Genomic DNA, 15,878 nt, shown 5'->3' with positions numbered 1-15,878 from the left:
TAACCCCCAGGTTCGGTATCTGTCTTTTTATGATCCGGCGATTCCACTCCAGAACAGCTTCCAGATGTTTTGCAGCTTGTGCTCAAACTTCGACTCGTCATAGTAGAGCAATTGCAAAAACAGTCCATCCATCAGGCACAAAAAGCCGTCCAACAGATCGTCAAGCGGACGGTCTGCGATTGCGCCCGCCGCGATTCCTTCCGCAAGCAAAGCGCGGATTTCCTGCGTCAGCATCTCCTCTGTCGCGCCGAAGCGTTCTTTCAGCTTGTCCTCAAGCGACGCAGGCGGAAACATCATCGCGCGTTTGTAAAAAATCGTCTCTTCTTCCTGGCTGACGTGATACGTAAAGGCGCCTCGCAAAATCTGGTACAGCCGCTCTTCCACGGTACCGTCCTGCGCTTGTTCAATCGCGCTTTTGACCGAGTGATAATGGTTGGACAAAACATCTTCGAAAATCGATAAAAACAAGTCTTCCTTGCTGCCAAAAAACGCGTACACGGCCGGAGTTGTCACCCCGACTTCTTTTGTAATCGCCGACAGCGGCGTCCCTTCATACCCGCCCTTGGCAAACTGGGTCAGGGCAACTGCCTTGATTTTGTCTCTCGTCGTCATGGATACCCCCCTTTTGTTTGTGTGACACTTTTACTTAATGATCGTTAATTAAGTGAATCTTATAGCGAATCGTCTGACAAGTCAATCCTTTTTCTCGGTGAAAAAACAACGCCTTTGCTCGCGGCGAAACCGATGAGCAAAGGCTTTTGGAAGCTTGTTACAGTTGAGGTAATACTTCGTTTACAACAGGGACGTTCCCCTCTTTGCGGACGATGTTGGCCAAGTAGCCCGCCATCTGTTTCGGACTGTTCGTGAAGGCATCGCGCGTACTGCCCGCCATGTGCGGTGTAATGGTCACATTGTCGAGATGCAACAACGGATCATCCGCTGCCAGCGGCTCATTGTCAAACACGTCCAAAGCGGCTCCGGCAATCCGGCCTGCTTGCAGGCATGCCACCAATGCTTTTTCATCAATCAGCCCGGAGCGCGCCGTATTGATCAGAACTGCATTCGGCTTCATTTGCGCAAGCTCGTGCTCCCCGATAAAATGCTGAGTCTTTTCTGTCAGCCGCAAATGCAAGGAAACGATATCGGCTTGCTGCAACAGTTCGTCGAGCGCCACTTTGCGATACGGAGCCGGCACTTGCTCGATGTACTCATCGTACACGAGAATCTCGCAGCCCATGGCGGTGAGAAATCCGGCGATCAACTGACCGACATTGCCGTATCCGATCAGGCCGACTTTTTTTGCAAACAGCTCGGGAATCGCTTCGCTGTTCGGAAAAGACTTTCGCCATTCCGCTTGCTTGAGCGCAGCGTGGGAACGGGCGATGTTGCGCACCTCGGAAAGAATCAGGCCAAGCGTAAACTCCGCTACGGCGCGGGCATTTCGGCCTGGCGTATTCAGGACGCTAACGCCGCGCTCTTTGGCAGCCTCAATCGCGACGTTCTCGGTGCCGCCGCGCAAAATTCCGATGACTTTCAGCTTGCTTGCCGCCGCGATCACTTTCGCAGAGACGGGGGCAAATTGAACGACAAGCACGTCATATTGCTCGATTCCGGCAAAGACGCTGTCTGGCATGGTCACCGCTTCCGGCCCGTGCAGCTCCACCGCCAGATTGTCTTTTTGCAATTCTTCCAGCGAGTTGTGCTGCCATTCCCGCACCTCTACCTGAAAACCGAGCTTTTCCAACTCTTGCAGTCCTTCTCCCATCTCGCGGGAAGGAATAAACCGATCGGCAATCGCCAAAACTTTCATCTCTCTCACTCCTATATCTCTTACGCTCTGCCCAGCGAACCTAGCATGCGAATTTTGTGTTCTACCGTTTGCTCCAGCTCCTGCTTGATCGGAAGGAACATCTCTTCCGGCAACGGGTCGATTCTGGTCATTTCAGCGGCAGCCCGCTTCACGCCTTTTGCCATCGCAATCCGGCAATCGGCGTACAAGTTTACTTTGCTGATTCCGTGTTTGACCACTGCTTGCACTTGGGCATCCGGCGTTCCCGAACCGCCGTGCAGGACGAGCGGAACCGGGCTTGCTTGGTTGATTTCCTGCATTCTTTCCACGTTCAGGTTCGGCTCTGCCGTGTAGACACCGTGCGCCGTCCCGATGGAGACAGCCAAGGCATCGACGCCTGTTCGCTCGACAAACTCGGTAACCTGATGCGGCTCTGTCAGTTTCGACTCTGTGCCGTACGCGCCGCCCAGCTCGTTTCCGCCCACATGTCCCAGCTCAGCCTCTACACTGATTCCGTGCGGGCGAGCCAAGTCTGTCACTTGCCTGGTCAGCGCGACATTGTCGGCAAACGGCAGACTCGACCCATCGATCATCACCGAAGTAAAGCCGTAGCGGATCGCTTCCTGGACGAGATCGACGTCCATCGCGTGATCCAGGTGCAAAACGATCGGGATGTTGTAAAAAGGGGCGACTGCCTTGATGTATTCCGCCAGGTAGACGAACCCTTTCGGCTCTCGCAGGTTGTGCTCCAGGCACATCAGGATGACGGGCGATTGCAGCCGCTCCGCCGTATCGAGAATGGTACGCACCATAATATCGCCTACGCAGTCAAAAGCCGGAACGGCGTATTGATTTTTTCGTGCATCGTTTGCTACTTCACGCAGTGTGGTCAACATCTTGCTTCCTCCTATCCTCTCTCGTGCTTCTATCTCATCAACATGCCGCCAGTGGCGTCCATCGTAGCTCCGGTGATGTAGTTCGCTTTCTCGGAGACGAGGAAAGCGGCGATATCCGCGATTTCTTCCGGCTTCGCCACCCGTCCCAGCGGAATCCGGCTGACGTAGTAGTCTTTTTTCTGTTCCAGATCGGCCTTGATCATATCCGTCTCCACAATGCCGAGCGCGAGCGCATTGACATTGATTCCTTGCTTCGCCACCTCGCGGGCAAGCGAAATCGTGAACGCAACCACTCCTGCTTTGCTGGCGGCGTAGTGCGCATGACCTGTCGTCGAGCCGTGGAAAGCAGCCTGCGAAGTCACATTCAAAATTTTTCCTCGGCGGTTTTCAGCGAGCAAATGATTGACGAAGCTTTGGCAGGTGAGAAACACCGACGTCAAATTGACATCCATCGTGTGATTCCATTCTTCCAGGGAAATGTCGGTCACCCAGTTTTTCGGCCATACGCCTGCATTGTTGATCAAAATATCCACGCTGCCAAATACGGCGGTCGCTTCAGTCATCAGTCGGTCGCAGTCTGCCTTTTGGCCGAGATCGGCCTGGATGGCGATGCACTCGCCGCCTTGTTCCCGGATCAGCTCCACTACCTCATTCGCACTGTCTGCGCTGCGGTTGTAATTGATGATGACTTTTGCGCCCTCTTCCGCCAACGCCAAGGCAATCGCCCGGCCTACGCCCCTTGAAGCTCCGGTAATAATCGCGCTTTTTCCTTTGATGCCAAAATCCATGTCTGCTCCATCCTTCACGAAAGTTTTTTCCACAACGGCTGCAATGCTTCCAGCACTTCCAAATACGCCTGGTACTTTTGCTCGTAGATGTCTCTATGTTGTTCTTGTGGCGTGTACGTTTTGCTGACTTTCACCATCGACTCTGCCGCTTGCGAGAACGAATCGAAGTGCTTCGTTGCCACCCCGGCGCAGATGGAAGCGCCAAGCGTTCCCTGCTCTGTGCCTTCGACCACCTCGACAGGCAGCTGCAAAACGTCAGCGAACATTTGCATCCACTCTTCCGACCTCGTGGCCCCTCCCGCCAGGCGCACCGCCTTTGGCCGGGAGCGGTGGACGAGCAGCTTGTCGATATGCTGGCGGTGACCGAACACGACTCCTTCGTACAAGGCTCTGACCATATGCGCTTTGGTGTGCCAGCCATTCAGGCCGATAAAGCACGCTTTGGCGTTGGCGTCCACGTTGGAGCCGAACAAAAACGGAAAGAAGACGATGTGGGAATCTTCCGGCTTCGTGCTGGCTACCATCTGGTTGCACAGCTCATACACGGTAATGCCCTGCTTGAGCGCCGCGTCGTGTTCCTGGCTGAAAAATTCGTTGGTGAACCACTCCAGATTGCTCGCCGAAGTCGGACTGCCCTCCAGCGTCAGCCAATAGCCGGGGATGCAATAGATGGACGTCATGAACAACGCTTTGTCGACGACTGGCTCTTTCGTGATGTATTCGTTGATGCTCCATGTGCCAGCTACGACGCACAATTTATCCTCATCGGTGACGCCAGAGGCAATCGCTGACGCATCGATGTCGAACAATCCCCCCGCTACAGGTGTCCCTACCGCCAGCCCGGTTTCTTTCGCCGCCTGCTCCGTCACATAGCCGCAAATGTCAGCGGAGTATTTGACGGGCGGCAGCTTTTCCGCGATGCCTTGCAAGCCAAATTCGGCGAGCAGTTCATCGTCGTAGGATACATCCTTGATGTTGAACAGGTTGGTGCCGGAGATGTCCGTCACCTCTGCGTACGCTTCGCCTGTCAGCCGATAGCGGATAAAGTCTTTGCACATCAAAATCCAGCGTGCCCTTTCCAGCGCTTCGCGTCTGTTCGCTTGCAGCCAACCCAAGAGCGCCACAGGCTGGCCTGCCCAGATCGATTGCATCGTCTTCGGCAGGACGCGTTCCGCCGTTCCGTCCTGATACCACTGCTCGACAAGGTGCTTGGCGCGGGTATCCGTCGAGACGATGCCGTTGCCAACCGGCTTTCCTGCTGCGTCGACGAGGTACAATCCGTTGCCGTGTCCCGTGACAGCCACGCCCGCCACTTCTTTAGGGTCGATGCCCGACTTTGCCAGCACCTCTTTTATGACGGACACATTCGCTTTCCACAGTTCTTCCATGTCTCTCTCGGTATGGCCAGGCTGCGGCATGATCATGACGGTCTTTCTGCTGGAAACCGCCAGCTCCCGTCCGTCCACCGTGTAGACAGCTGCTTTCGTGACTGTTCCTCCGTTGTCAATCCCAATCAAAAATGGTGCCACGTTCTCTCCCCCTTACTGGTTTCATGCAAAAATTGAAGCTAGTTTGATGAGAATCCAGCCGAGCGGAGTCGTTGCTCCCCCGACCAGGTTGGCCAACTCGGTTGTGGCGCTGACACCCTCAGGCAGCGAAACATGGACGAGATTCGCAGCGGTTGTGTACAGCGGCGCAATGCTTGTTCCCGCGTACAGCACGAACGCGACCATGACCAGCCCTGAGACGAACAGACGAACGAGATTCTTTTTCAAATACGGTGCCGCCATCGGGATCAAGAACACGAGCGAAGCCAGATCGACAAAAGGCAGCACTTTGTTGCCAGGCAACAAAATCGCGAGGACCAGCGCCCCGGGAATGAGCAGCAGCCCAGTAGCCAGCACAGCCGGATTGCCGATCAAGAGAGCCGTATCCAAGCCGATGTAAAATTCGCGGTCCGGGAAACGCTTTTTCAAAAACTGTTCCGCCGCCTGCCGCACGATCTCCAGCCCTTCGACCAGCACGTTGATCATCGCAGGCAAGAGAACCATCACCGCCGCTACTTGAATGCCGAGTGTCAAAATTTCCGCAATTCCGAACCCGGCAAGGATGCCGAGCAACACCCCGAGAATCGTACCAAGCGTGAGCGGTTCGCCCATCACGCCGTATTTTTTGGTGATTTCCTCCGGATCGGCCTTGATGTCCCGCAAACCGGGAATTTTCTCGATGATCCAGTTCACCGCGATGCCGATGGGCACGTAAATCGCCGATGTGGCATGGGCAAAGGAGACGCCTTTCAAGTCGAACTCTTTCTGGATTTTCGGCGCCGTGATGTCCGCAATCACAATCGCGATCAGGAAGTGAATGAGTGCAGCGATCGTACCAACTGCGATGCTGTTAGTTGCCGCATACACGACACCGCCTGTCAGCATGAAATGCCAGTAGTTGAAAATGTCGATGTTGACTGTCTTTGTCCATTTCAACATTAGCAACAAAATATTCAAGAGAACAGCACTGAAAACAACGATCGGGACAATCGGCGTCCCCCAGCCAATTGTCGCACCGACAGGCCAGCCCGGGTCAACGACCGTCAGCGACAGGCCAAAGCGACTTACCATCGCTTCTGCTGCCGGGCCCAGCGTTCCCAATAACAGGCCGATTACGAGGTTGATGCCGACAAATCCGATCCCTACCAGCATCGCTGCCTTGAAGCCTTGCCCGACCTTCACCCGAAAGATCATCGCCAAAATAAAGAAAATAATCGGCATCATAACAGATGGGCCCAACTGGATCAAAAACTGAATGACCGCCATTCGGTTGCCTCCTTTGATTTGTTTTTCGCTTTGCCCTTGCACGCTCGTTCGCTGCACCACCCCCTTTCCAAAACAAAAAACCCTACACAGAGCTAGCGCCTTTTCGCACTAACTCTCTGTAGGGTTTCGCATCTACACATAACCCGTTAACGTATTTTGTTGTCGCGTATGTTCCAAAGTTCACGCTTGCTTGTTGTCACACCGTTGATTCCGGCTGCGAACAGCTCGTGAACGACTTCTGCCGAATCGATAAAGCCACCTGCGAGAATCGGGACATTTTTCACGGCGCGGAACTGGTTCACAAACTGCTTGGCAAAAGGACCCGGGAGAATCTCAATCGCATCGAGATCGCTCATTTCCAGTCCTTTCAAACCATTTTCCAGCGAGCGTGAATCGAGGAGAAAAAATCGGTGAATCCCGATCAATCCTACGTTCTTCGCACGGTTGACAATTTTGGCACTCGGGGAAATGAGTCCATCTACCTGAAACAAGTCCTTGAGCAGCTTGATTCCCATTTGATCCTTGTTCAAGCCGCCGATCAGGTCCACGTGCACAATCACTTTTTTCTTGGCTTCGTGGCATTTTTGCGTCAAGCTTTTCAAATTTCCGATATGGACATCCGACAAGAGGATAACCGGAGCGTCGCTTTGCAGCGCGATCTGAAAATGGCGCAAGTCCCTGACAGAAGGAATCGTGACGTGGTTAGGAAAAAAATCAGTCGCCATCTTGAAACCCTCATTTGACATCTTGTTGGTAATTAAAGCGCTTTCGCCATTTATTTAATAACAGAACGAATCGTTTGTCAACTGCTCCTCACCGGAAATTCCGTTTTTTCAGATAAATCTTTTCCCCGTAAAAAAGGCCAACCCGGTGAGCGCGGGTTGACCTGCTGTGCCTCTATTCAAGGTGCTGCGCCTCGCGGGAAGGCATGATGAACATCGTCTCAACATCTGCCGCCGACAACGGGCTGGCGAAGTAATAGCCCTGAATTTTTTTGCAATCGTTTTCCGTCAAAATGTCCAGCTGGTCTTTTGTCTCGATGCCTTCGGCAATGACATCCAGCTTGAGGTTTTGCGCCATCGCAATGATTGTGGACACGATGGCCCGATCGTTGCGGTTTTGGGAGATATCGGTGATGAAGGAGCGGTCGATTTTCAGCTTGTGAATCGGAAATTTTTTCAGATAGCTGAGCGAGCTGTAGCCTGTCCCGAAGTCGTCCAGGCTGATGCGTGTGCCAAGCTTGTTCAGCTCCTCCAAAATGTGAATGGAGACAGCCGGGTCCATCATCATGCTCTCCGTGATCTCCAGCTCCAAATACTCCGGGGCAAGCCCCGTTTCTTGCAGGATATTTCGGATATACGTCACGAGGTTGGACTGATGAAACTGGTGGGAAGACAGGTTGACCGACACAGGAATGAGCGGTCCGCCTTCGTCATGCCAGCGTTTCATCTGGCGGCACGCCTCGCGCAAAACCCATGTTCCCAAGTCGTAGATCAAGCCGGTTTCTTCGGCTAGTGGAATAAACAGGCCAGGCGAGAGCAGTCCTCTTGTCGGGTGATTCCACCTGACGAGCGCTTCCACGCCAATCATCCGGTTGTATTCGGAATGAAACTGCGGCTGGTAGTAGACGACCAGTTCGTCTCGTTCGATCGCTTTGCGCAAATCGCTCTCCAGCTCGATGTGATCCAGCAGTTGGGCGTCGAGGTCATCCGTGTAGAACAGATGGCCGTTTTTCCCTTGTCGCTTGACCTTGTACATCGCCGCATCCGCTTTTTTCAGCAAGGAGACGGCATCTAACCCGTGCTCTGGAAAAAGGGCTGTCCCGATGCTCGCCGAAATGTAGAAGTCGCTGTCTTTCAGATGAAATGGCTGCTTCAATGTGTCGATGATTTTTTGGGCAAGTTCCGATGCTTCCCGGCCGTCTGGCTCGCATTTGCAAAGAATCGTAAACTCGTCGCCACCCATCCTGGCGATCGTGACCTCGCATCCAGCTGCACTCTGCAAAATCCGCTTGCTCACGCCCTGCAAAAACAAGTCTCCGTAGGTGTGCCCCAAAGAATCGTTGATCATCTTGAAGCGATCCACATCGAGCACCATGACGGCAAACGTTTTTTGCTCGGAAGCGCTGCGCTCGATCGCCTCCTCCAGCAGTTGATTGAACCTTCTGCGATTCGGCAAGCCCGTCAGTTCATCATGGTACGCCAAGTATTCGATTTTTTGTTTGGCTGCGTTTTCTTCTGTAATATCCTTGACGATGATGTGTGTACCGACGATTTCTCCCGCGATTTCCACAGGTACTTTCATCACGCTCAGCTTGATGACATCGCCACCGGGGTAGCTCCACGCTGTTTCAAAGCTGTTCAGATGCTGTGCCGTCGTCTCGTAGAACAAGCTTCTGGTCTGCTCTCTCTCTGCTCTCGGAATGTGCAATCCGATCTGGGCGACGTGGCGATTGATATATTGCTCGGTGATCAACCCGGTTATTTTTTGCACCGCCGGATTCATGTCGATGACCATGCCTGTCTTATCCAGAGAAATAATCCCGTACTCATTGTTTTTATACAAAGATCGATACCAGCTCTCGTTTTCCTCGATCTCGGAATCTTTTTGCGAAAAGCGCTTGTTGATGAACACGCCTATAAGCGTGACGCCCAATAGCAAAAACGTAGCAAACACAATGACGTACGCAAGCGTCTCCGGCTGCATCTGCATTTGCACATGCTCCCGCACAAGCGAGTCTGTGTGGAAGCTGGCGGCGACCATGCCCGTGTAATGCATGCCCGCGATGGCCGCTCCCATGATCAGGGCGCTGCCCAGCTTGTACAAGGACGCGTAGCGCGTCTGATCTTTGCGGAAGTAAAACAGCAGCCAGAGCGCTGCCACCGAAGCCGTACCTGCAATGATGACGGACAGGACGACCCACCAGCTGTCATACGTAATCCCGATGATCATCGCCGCCATTCCGGTGTAGTGCATGCCGGATATCCCCGCAGCCATGAAAGCTCCCGAGATGACGAGTTCCTTTGGCGTCAGCTCGTCTTTGGTCACGGTGTACAAAGCGATGCTGGAAACAAAAATAGCGAGTACGACAGACAAGATGACGTAGGCCATATCGTACATAACATGGATCGGCAAAGTCAGGGCCAGCATGCCGACAAAGTGCATGGACCAGATGCCCAGCCCCATGGATGTTGCTCCGAAAATCAGCCACAGCACGCGATGTTTTCCCCGACTGATTGTCACTCTGCCTGCCAGATCGAGAGCAGAGTAGGAAGCGGTGACGGCGATTAAATAAGATAAAACAACAAGAAAGCTATCATAAGTTCCGTGAAGTTGGTGTTGCACTCTCTTCCCCCCGCTTTCCTCTGATGACTTGCACAGCGTTACGCTATGCCCGCAGCCTCTTGAAGCGTTTCAGCCGAGATGACCACCTGTTGTGTGGCAACCCCAATTTCCTCCATGCTTTGTACCAGAACGCGCATGCCTGCCTCGACGTTTTCAACCTCGCCAAGACTGCGTGCCATCGACTGGACGATGTGCGCAAACGATTCTTCTGTCGCTTCGGATTCCGCCTTGCTCGCCTGCACGAGTTGATGAACTTCCTGAATCGCGCCCACGACCTCTTCGGTATATGTACGGGTTTGGACGATGTAGGAATTGATCTGTTCCACTGACAGCTTCGTTTGCTCGGACAGCTTGCGAACTTCCTGGGCCACCACAGCAAATCCTTTGCCATGCTCTTGCGCCCGTGCCGCTTCAATCGCCGAATTAAGCGCCAGCAAATTGGTTTGCCCTGCGATGTCCTGGACGATTTTGATGACCGTGCCAATCTCGCGTACGGATTGGTTCAACAGCTCCACGCTTTTTTCCATCGTATTCGTCCGGTTGAAAATCGCTTCGATCCGCCCTTCCAGCTCGCCCAGCTTCACTTTGCCCTGCGATGCCAGATGCTGCGTCTCTCTCGATGTCTGCGCTCCCGAGCGAACACTGCGGTTTACTTCGTTGCTGCTGGAGATCAGTTCTTGCATCGAAGCACTCGTCTGCTCGGCAATCGACGTCATCTGCTCGCAAACCGTAAAAATTTTCGCCTTCAGCTCTTCCTTGACCTGTTCATACTGCTTCTGTTTTTGGCGCAAATTTTCTTTTTCGTAAGCTTCCAGGACGATTTGCTGTTCAAAATTGAGGATTTTCGAAATCACTTTGCCAATTCGGACACTTTCCACTCGATTCTCAATATTTTCGTGGACGATATCGAGCAATGTACTTTGCAAGTTTTGAAAGGCCCCCATGTACCACTTCGGCTCCAGGCCGATTCGATAGTGCACTTCTGCTACACGAATCCGCTTTTGCAAAAACTCGCCGTCGATTTGCCCGCTGAACATCTCGATCAGATGCCGCTCCAACGTCTTTTGCAGCCGTTCCAGCGTGCTGTTGTCCAGGATGATTTGTTTCAGTTCTTCGACATTGGTAATCGTCTGGTAGAAAGCGGACACAATCTCGCGAATATGTGCCTGGATCAGTTTCTGGATCGAGCTTGCCAGCCGGATTTCCTCTATGGTCAAATCAATCATTTCCAGCTGCTTCAAGATCGTCGGATCGGTCACGTCAATCTTTGCTTTTGCGCGATCTTGCTGATCAAGCCACCTGGAATGCTCCATCGGCTTTTTCCGGCTTCCCCACAAACTGTGAAAAAACGAAAATGGACATTTGCTCATGCTCTTCTTCATCCCCTATTCCCAATTCAAACCAGCTACAAACATTGCTTCAGATGCAGTCCCCCAACTGCAACCTATTCTTTAGGCAAATAGACCCTCTTTATGATACAACATCCACCTGAAAGATTTTTGAAACCGTCGCACTTTTTTTGGAAAAAACCTATTTTTTCATGGAAACGCAATATTTATAGGCAAAAAATACTAAAAACAAAAATAGAAATAGGTTTTTTTCATCAAAAAATCCGACCTGTAAAAAGTCGGCTCTTCGTTATGATTTTTGTTTCCACTGCGCAAACCACGCTTGAACCGCCGGATGAGCCTGGGCGTCAAACTCAGTTCGTAGCATAGACACGAGCAAGTCGTATTGCTTTTCCACGGAAAAACGATCGCCAAGCTTGGCGTAAAGACGCATCAGTTCATAATAGAGTGCTTCTTCGGAAGGCAAGATTTTTTGGACGTGCAAATAATGCGAAACGGCCTGTGTCAACTGGTTGCGCTCTACGAAAAAGCGAAAAATGTCATGCGCATGCTGAAGAAATTTTCCGCGCAGTCGGATTCGTTCGGTTTCAGCCCACAAGTAATGATGGTCAGCCAAGTAATCTCCGCGGTACTGCTGTAATACGGACAGATGCACGTCCAATGTTTCCGGATCAAGCGGTGGCGCGGTGTTCAGGTTGGCTTCCCACTCCTGCACGTCCAGTCTCGTGCCATTCATCTCCAGCAAGTAGCCTTCGTCACAGTTGACGATCTGAACGCTCATTTTTTCTTCATTGATGACTTTTCTGATCTGATAAACGGTCGTATAAAGCTGCGTAATCCCTTTTTTCCAATCGATTCCCGGCCAAAACTGGTCGAGAAGAACTTGTTTTTTGACAACCGTTCCCCGGTGGTGTAGCAAAAAGGCGAAAATTTCTTGTGCTTTTACGGTTTTCCAGCGCAACGTCAGCGGCTTTTGGCCAGCCAGCTCTAGTTGCAAAGAGCGAAGGCTGTGGATCAATCCGTTTTCCGGATCAGCATTACGAGCTGCAACAGCCTCAAGCGGCGCTTGTTTGCCGAGTCGCTGAATCGTTTTTTGCAAGCGCTCATGTTGAATCGGCTTCAAAATGTAATCCAGCGCATTCAGCTCAAAAGCCTTGATTGCGTATTCGTCGTATGCCGTCACAAAAACGATCGCCATGTGCGGATACAGCTGCAAAATTCGCTCGGCTAACTCGATTCCGTTGACACCTGGCATCTGAATGTCCAGAAACACCGCATCCATTGGTTCCTGGGTGATTCGTTCGAGAGCCAACTGCGGGTTGCGGTATTGTCCCAAAATGTTCAGCCCGCCGATGCGTTCAAGCTCCTGTGCGAGATGGCGAAGGGCAAGCGGCTCGTCATCCACGATGATTACTTTCATACGAAATCCCTACCTTTTCCAGCGGCAGACGAATCAAAATCTCGGTTCCTGTCCCTTGTGCACTGTTGATCCGCAATCCTTGGCCGAACAGTTGCCTTAATCGCCGCTCGATATTTTTCAAGCCGATTCCACCAGACAATGAATCTGTAAATAAATGTTCGAGGACATCCGCAGCGATGCCAACGCCGTCATCCTCTACCGCGACGCACACATGCTCGTCTGTTCGGTAGACACGAATGAGCACATGTCCCCCTTCAGCCTGCTGCATAATGCCATGGCGAATCGCATTTTCCACCAGCGTTTGCAACGTCAGAGGCGGGATCAAAAAATCAGTCGTGGTGGAGATTTCAATCTGATAGGAGAGCCAATCTTCAAATCTGACCTTCTCGATGTGCAAGTAAGAACGAACCAGCGCCAATTCCCGTTCGAACGGAATGAGCGGCTCCGAGCTTTCAAACCGGAAGCTCTCCCGCAAATATTGCCCAAATTCATTTAACAAGGAAGCCATCCGGTCAGGTTCACTCCGACTCAGCGACGCAATGGAATTAAGCGTATTTTCATCCTGTTTCCCAGAATTTGCATAGCCTCCCGTCCATCCCGCGCTGTCGTCATCCACGACTAAAATTTCCGCTTCCGCCAATGCTCCCTCGCCGCTCGGCGCAACGCTGACACGATCGGCTCGCATCGTTGGCTTCGGCAGCACAGCTTCAACAAGCTTTCGCGAAACCTCTTGCTGTCCTGTATTCGCCAATGGAATAGCCAGGCGGTATACGACATCTTCAGGAGAATCAGCGTGAACCGTTATCACTCCGTCATTCCCTCGCCCTGCAACCGGATGGAAATGTCGGCAAACGGCTCCTTTACGCTCGCCTCAATGATGATTTTCCCGCGAATCACTTTCTTTTGAGCGTGGATCAAAATGCTCATGAGCAGCTGATCCATTCTCTCCTCATCCGCTAAAATGGGCGGAAACCCCAAAGGAATCTTGTTCTCGAACAAGACGCTGTGATCAAAATCGAGGTAGTACAGCCTCTCGATTCCTTCGTTAACTACTGAGCGAAAGTCAATCGGTCGAACTTGCAGTAGAATAGTTTTGTTGCGCAAGCGGGAAAAGTCGAGCAAGTCATTGACCATGCTTCTGATCGTCCAGCCTACAGAAGTGATAATCCGCAGGTCATGCCTCTGGTCAGGCGTCAGTTTGTCGTCCTCATGCAATCTCGCATCTGCAATGCTGATCATCGCATTGAGCGGCGTTACCATTTGCTCGGAAATGCTCGCCATAAATTCATTTTTGAACTTGTCGACAAGCAGCATTTCCTGTGTGATCTTCTCGGTCTTGCGGTAGGCGAGAATGACTTGTTGCAGGAACAAAAAAGAAATGACTACGAGGAAGCTGAAGTTTTGAAAGAAGTACCAGCCGCCTTGTTCCGTGATTCCAAAAATGATTAGCGCGTTCAACAAAGCTTCCGATGCAAACAGACAAAAAGCCAGAAACTCATACCAGGCCCCCTCCTCTTTGCTTCGCAAGCTCCAAATGAGCAGAACGAGTATGAAAATATACATCAAGGTAGAGACAAGATTCCACGCTGCTATGTACTGCGTCGCCTGGTCAGGCGGAAACACGAGGATCATGCGAATAAATGCGCAGCTTATAAGCAGTACCAACTTTTTGAGCCACTTGTCTACTCGCCGCTGGCAGCGACGATAGACGAATATGAACACACAGTAATTCTGTCCGATCCTGGCAATCCAGTATATCGTCACAGTTGCGTGAAAAGAAAGAAACGGCAGCAAGTAGGAAAGCCATTTGGTGCTATTCACCGATACAACAACCGCTAGAAAAAAGAAAAACAGGGAGAGCCACTCCCAGCTATTTTTCCGATCAAAAAAAATGGAGAAGTCCGAAATACAAGGTAAACAGCAAATATACTACGAGAATGGCAAAATCAAGTGCAGCGATTCGCTGGTGTTCCCCTACGATTGCAGCAACAGGCCCCATGCTGATCGGCTGAATGATGCCTCCGCTTACGGCATGGTCAAAGTTAACGACTTGAACGAAAATATCGAAGCGCTCTTTCGCGATTTTTTTCCACGCGACATACGGAACAGCTTGTCCAAAATATTGCGCCGGGTCTGGGACCACAATGCCTTTCGCGCCAATCTCCTGGCCATCAACGATTAACCGATGGGCAGAGCGAATCAGCGGTACGCGAAAAGCGATCTGCCCGGCTTGCTCGGCATCCATCACCACGGTTAACCGATACGTCCCGTAGCCTATGGCGCTGCGGGCATTGTCAGCATTCAAGCTTGGCCCCCAATTTCCGGGGGTCTGAATGTAGGGGAAGCTGGCAGGCTGATTTTCCGGTAGCCTCGAAAGGAGCTGGCCCGGATAAAACTCCCACTCTCCCTTGAGCTTGAGCGGCTTTGTTGCGCCTTCCGTCCACCCGCGCAAATCCATGACTCCTTGTTTGGCTACCGGATCGTGATCCCAGTCAAATAACGACAGCATATTGACGCAGATCACTGCTATTACAACGGCACTCAAAATCGCAATCCGCTTTATGTTCATGCCCTGCCCCCTAGCGCTTTACGGCTTGCCCAGACAAAGACTATCGTTTCGGAGCGCGAAACCCTGCTGCTTGCGCCTCTTCTTCTGTGGCAAACCACATTTCCGCCTTCGTTTGCTCGTAGCTGGCAGAGCCGGGAACATGGTAAATTTTCTCGCCTTTGGCGTTGATGTTGCCTTTGATCGCCTTGCCCTCTGGCGGGGTGTCGCTGTCCGCGGACTTGCTCGGCTGCGCTTTGGACTCATCCTTGGCTTTGTCCTTTTTGCCTGCCGCTTTTTTGTCTGCGTCCTTGGCGTCTGCACCCTGCTCGCCTACATCCAGCCCCCACAGCCCGCGGTTGCCTTCCCGCGCTTCCCGCTCTGCGGTCAAAAACAAATCGGCCTGGGCCACATTCGGCGGGATGGTCATAATCCGCGCATACCCTTCCCGCACCAGCTTTTCGTTGACGAACGTCCCGTCTTCCATGTACACGTAAGCGAGCAGCCGCTGGTATTTGTCGTACGGCTCTACATCGAACTTGAGCGTGACCTTTTTGCCCGTCAGCAGCTCTTTCGTGTAATTGCTCGCTTCTTTGCCGTACGGTTCGACGGGATGGTTAGGCTTGACCGTTTCCGGTGTATCGACTCCGATCATCCTCACCTTTTCCCCGCTCGCCAGCTCAAACGTATCTCCATCGACCACGCGTTTGACGGTCGCCGTCATTTCCCCGTTTGCCTTTGGTCCTTCTGTTGCGGAACAAGCCGCAAGCAAAAGCGCTACCGCGAACAGGTACATCACTAGCTTTTGTTTCATTTTGTCTTCTCCTCTTCCGCATTGCTTCTCGTTATGTACTGCTTTCGTAAAAACCGTCTGACACGCGAAAAAACTGACCCAGAACGTGTCAGTTTTACGCGATTGCGATTTTTATGATT

At 52.1% G+C, this 15,878-nt stretch carries 14 protein-coding genes; all 14 read right to left on the bottom strand.

Going from position 1 to position 15,878, the window contains the following annotated elements; genetic code table 11:
• Nucleotides 1–27: 27 nt before the first annotated feature.
• The 14 genes from HP435_RS11755 to HP435_RS11690 all read right to left on the bottom strand — a co-directional run bounded on the left by HP435_RS11755 (nt 28) and on the right by HP435_RS11690 (nt 15,759).
• Complete coding sequence (locus tag HP435_RS11755; RefSeq protein WP_173595748.1) at nt 28–612, bottom strand: TetR/AcrR family transcriptional regulator; 585 nt, start codon at nt 610–612, stop codon at nt 28–30.
• A gap of 157 nt (nt 613–769) precedes the next feature.
• On the bottom strand, nt 770–1,810 hold the full coding sequence (locus HP435_RS11750) for a 2-hydroxyacid dehydrogenase (protein ID WP_173599165.1): 1,041 nt from the start codon (nt 1,808–1,810) through the stop codon (nt 770–772).
• A 20-nt stretch (nt 1,811–1,830) separates the two neighbouring features.
• Nucleotides 1,831–2,685 (bottom strand): class II fructose-bisphosphate aldolase, encoded by an 855-nt coding sequence (locus HP435_RS11745; RefSeq protein WP_173595746.1) that lies wholly within the window; start codon nt 2,683–2,685, stop codon nt 1,831–1,833.
• 29 nt (nt 2,686–2,714) lie between these two features.
• A complete protein-coding gene (locus HP435_RS11740) occupies nt 2,715–3,473 on the bottom strand; it encodes an SDR family NAD(P)-dependent oxidoreductase (protein ID WP_173599166.1) in 759 nt (252 codons plus the stop codon).
• Nucleotides 3,474–3,487: 14 nt separating this feature from the next.
• Complete coding sequence (locus HP435_RS11735) at nt 3,488–5,002, bottom strand: FGGY-family carbohydrate kinase (protein WP_173599167.1); 1,515 nt, start codon at nt 5,000–5,002, stop codon at nt 3,488–3,490.
• Nucleotides 5,003–5,023: 21 nt separating this feature from the next.
• On the bottom strand, nt 5,024–6,286 hold the full coding sequence (locus tag HP435_RS11730; protein ID WP_122965894.1) for a PTS galactitol transporter subunit IIC: 1,263 nt from the start codon (nt 6,284–6,286) through the stop codon (nt 5,024–5,026).
• 146 nt (nt 6,287–6,432) lie between these two features.
• Nucleotides 6,433–7,011: a glycerol-3-phosphate responsive antiterminator gene (locus HP435_RS11725; RefSeq protein ID WP_122965794.1), complete on the bottom strand. Its 579-nt coding sequence runs from the start codon at nt 7,009–7,011 to the stop codon at nt 6,433–6,435.
• A 172-nt stretch (nt 7,012–7,183) separates the two neighbouring features.
• Complete coding sequence (locus tag HP435_RS11720) at nt 7,184–9,631, bottom strand: bifunctional diguanylate cyclase/phosphodiesterase (protein ID WP_173595743.1); 2,448 nt, start codon at nt 9,629–9,631, stop codon at nt 7,184–7,186.
• Nucleotides 9,632–9,669: 38 nt separating this feature from the next.
• Nucleotides 9,670–11,001 carry a globin-coupled sensor protein gene (locus HP435_RS11715; protein WP_173599168.1) on the bottom strand — a complete coding sequence of 444 codons (1,332 nt, stop codon included), beginning with the start codon at nt 10,999–11,001 and terminating at the stop codon, nt 9,670–9,672.
• Nucleotides 11,002–11,269: 268 nt separating this feature from the next.
• A complete protein-coding gene (locus HP435_RS11710) occupies nt 11,270–12,400 on the bottom strand; it encodes a response regulator (protein WP_173599169.1) in 1,131 nt (376 codons plus the stop codon).
• Nucleotides 12,378–13,208 (bottom strand): sensor histidine kinase, encoded by an 831-nt coding sequence (locus HP435_RS11705; RefSeq protein ID WP_173599170.1) that lies wholly within the window; start codon nt 13,206–13,208, stop codon nt 12,378–12,380. Before HP435_RS11705 ends, HP435_RS11710 begins: the two co-directional genes overlap by 23 nt.
• Nucleotides 13,205–14,254: a sensor histidine kinase gene (locus HP435_RS11700; RefSeq protein ID WP_229049949.1), complete on the bottom strand. Its 1,050-nt coding sequence runs from the start codon at nt 14,252–14,254 to the stop codon at nt 13,205–13,207. Before HP435_RS11700 ends, HP435_RS11705 begins: the two co-directional genes overlap by 4 nt.
• A 28-nt stretch (nt 14,255–14,282) precedes the next feature.
• A complete protein-coding gene (locus HP435_RS11695; protein WP_173599172.1) occupies nt 14,283–14,969 on the bottom strand; it encodes a hypothetical protein in 687 nt (228 codons plus the stop codon).
• A gap of 40 nt (nt 14,970–15,009) precedes the next feature.
• Nucleotides 15,010–15,759 (bottom strand): thermonuclease family protein, encoded by a 750-nt coding sequence (locus HP435_RS11690; protein WP_173599173.1) that lies wholly within the window; start codon nt 15,757–15,759, stop codon nt 15,010–15,012.
• Nucleotides 15,760–15,878 lie beyond the last annotated feature (119 nt).

The organism is Brevibacillus sp. HD3.3A (assembly GCF_013284375.2).
Classification (GTDB): domain Bacteria; phylum Bacillota; class Bacilli; order Brevibacillales; family Brevibacillaceae; genus Brevibacillus; species Brevibacillus parabrevis.
Note: the sequence above shows the minus strand (reverse complement) of the source record. Positions and strands in the feature narration are given on the sequence as shown.

Bases quoted from the DNA above. Each gene is read 5' to 3' on its own strand.
- HP435_RS11755 (WP_173595748.1), bottom strand. From the start codon at position 612: ATGACGACGAGAGACAAAATCAAGGCAGTTGCCCTGACCCAGTTTGCC.
- HP435_RS11750 (WP_173599165.1), bottom strand. From the start codon at position 1,810: ATGAAAGTTTTGGCGATTGCCGATCGGTTTATTCCTTCCCGCGAGATG.
- HP435_RS11745 (WP_173595746.1), bottom strand. From the start codon at position 2,685: ATGTTGACCACACTGCGTGAAGTAGCAAACGATGCACGAAAAAATCAA.
- HP435_RS11740 (WP_173599166.1), bottom strand. From the start codon at position 3,473: ATGGATTTTGGCATCAAAGGAAAAAGCGCGATTATTACCGGAGCTTCA.
- HP435_RS11730 (WP_122965894.1), bottom strand. From the start codon at position 6,286: ATGGCGGTCATTCAGTTTTTGATCCAGTTGGGCCCATCTGTTATGATG.
- HP435_RS11725 (WP_122965794.1), bottom strand. From the start codon at position 7,011: ATGGCGACTGATTTTTTTCCTAACCACGTCACGATTCCTTCTGTCAGG.
- HP435_RS11715 (WP_173599168.1), bottom strand. From the start codon at position 11,001: ATGAGCAAATGTCCATTTTCGTTTTTTCACAGTTTGTGGGGAAGCCGG.
- HP435_RS11710 (WP_173599169.1), bottom strand. From the start codon at position 12,400: ATGAAAGTAATCATCGTGGATGACGAGCCGCTTGCCCTTCGCCATCTC.
- HP435_RS11695 (WP_173599172.1), bottom strand. From the start codon at position 14,969: ATGAACATAAAGCGGATTGCGATTTTGAGTGCCGTTGTAATAGCAGTG.
- HP435_RS11690 (WP_173599173.1), bottom strand. From the start codon at position 15,759: ATGAAACAAAAGCTAGTGATGTACCTGTTCGCGGTAGCGCTTTTGCTT.